We start from the raw sequence: 1,803 nt of genomic DNA on the forward strand, positions 1-1,803 counted from the left end.
ATCACCCGCAGCCGCCTCGGACGCCTCACCCGCCAAGGCTTCCTCACCCAGCCCGGACGAGGCTGCTACCAGAAACGGACTTAACGTCCTCTCAGTCACTCCAGTCACCCTTCGCGCAGGTCTCCAGCGCCCCCACCAATCCCGCCTCCCCCCGGCGGGACCCTCTTGTGTGGCTCGCGATTGCGCTGGTCTCCCTGACGATCGTGGGCGGCCTGGTCTACCTCGGCTACCAGCACCCGTCACTGGTGGCCCCGGTCGGCCTCGGCCTCACCGGTGCCGGGCTGCTCGTGTCGATCGTGAAGTGGGTTGCTGGGCGCCGGTGAGGCCGGTGTGACTGGGCACACGGGGCGGTGTCCCCCGGCGCGAACGGCAGCTAGCACCCACGACCTGCCCGCGTCGGGCGGTGCCGGGGGAGCGGGGGTCCGGGGGCCGGCGAAGGCCAATGCAGTTGCCTTACGGCAGTCAGGGTGAGACACCCTGGGAACGCTGCTGCCTCGCTCCGAGCTATCCCGCGGTCGCCGACCGAGGCACGCTGATGCGCGCGTTCTCGCCTCGCATGGCCTGCGGCCAGCGACTGTCGATGCCGCCCGCTGCGGATCGGCAGTCGCCGCAGGCGTTCTCCCTTTCTGGCAGCCACCAGTGGTCGGAGGGTGCCATGTCGGCTTGCTGGATCCCGCACAGCGTCGTGTCGTAGGCCCCGAAGGCATGAGAGACATCGGAGGAAAGGCCGTTAGCGACAGCTCTCTCCCAGCGCATGCCCATGGGCTGGTACGGGGGTCGAGAGATCTCGAACCACTCGCCGCCCACATGGGTCGAGGCGTAGCACCAGGAGCAGGACCAGATCTGCTCTGCCCAAGCAGTCGGTGGCCCAGGCCACTGCCACATCGCTCGTCCGCACACGTCGCACTTCACAGGCGGATCCTCACATACCCATGAACCTGGTCTCCATCTGCCGGCCGACAAGCGCGCTCTCACGGTGGTGGCACGGCTTGCGCCTCCTTGAGCACCGGTCTTCCGGCTCGGCGGTTGCTCTTCGGCTTCGTGGTCTGGTTGTGGGCCCAGCGGCCGGGCTGCACCGTGTCGCGTCTGGCTCGGGTCCTCAGGACGGGCCAGCGGTTCGGCTTCTTGATCGCGCGTGGCCAGTCCCGGCTGCGCCGGGCGGGAAGGAGGCGTGCACGTGCTTCCCGCCCGGCCTCGGCGAAGGAGCGGGTGAGTTTAGTGGCCGTCGCTCCGAGCTGGGACGGGATGCTGCGGCGGACGATGCGGACGCACTTCAGGTAGGAGACACGGTCGGTGTCCACGGCCGGTCGGGCGAGGGCGGCTGTGTGGGCGAACTGGCGGATCGCGTGGTGGACGGCGAAGTAGGCCCACAGCTCCTGCCGGACGCCCTCCGGTGTACGCGACCTGATCGGGCCGCCTGGCCCGAGGTGGTTCTTGATCTCGTCGAAGGCGAGCTCGATCTCCCAGCGTTCCCGGTAGAGCGCGACCAGCTCGGCGGCCGGGTACTGCTCGGGGTCCAGCAGCGTCGTGCCCAGATAGGCGACCTTGCCGCCCTTCGTGAAGGTGATGACCCGGTAGATCACGTGCTTGGGCAGCGTTCGGCCCTCTCGCGCGGCTCGGAGCCGGACTTCCTTGCCTGGTCGCGCCATCGACAGGTACGAGCCGTCCGGGAGTTCTTCCTGGGCGGTGCCGAGGTGGTTGGACTGGAGTCTGACGCGTAAATAGCAGCAGGTCAGGGCGGGGGTTGGCAGCACTGGGTGCCCGGTGGCCTTGGGGCGCCGGGTGTCTGGAGCTGTTGGTCAG

At 68.9% G+C, this 1,803-nt stretch carries 2 protein-coding genes; one reads left to right on the forward strand and one right to left on the reverse strand.

Going from position 1 to position 1,803, the window contains the following annotated elements; genetic code table 11:
• Nucleotides 1–167: 167 nt before the first annotated feature.
• Complete coding sequence (locus tag ACFW2G_RS33045; RefSeq protein WP_384585639.1) at nt 168–323, forward strand: hypothetical protein; 156 nt, start codon at nt 168–170, stop codon at nt 321–323.
• A 648-nt stretch (nt 324–971) separates the two neighbouring features.
• On the opposite strand, the gene ACFW2G_RS33050 is transcribed toward ACFW2G_RS33045, so the two are convergent.
• A complete protein-coding gene (locus tag ACFW2G_RS33050; protein WP_384585642.1) occupies nt 972–1,754 on the reverse strand; it encodes a transposase in 783 nt (260 codons plus the stop codon).
• Between the last annotated feature and the right edge of the window lie 49 nt (nt 1,755–1,803).

Source organism: Streptomyces sp. NPDC058880, from assembly GCF_042742535.1.
In the GTDB taxonomy this organism is placed as follows: Bacteria; Actinomycetota; Actinomycetes; order Streptomycetales; family Streptomycetaceae; genus Streptomyces.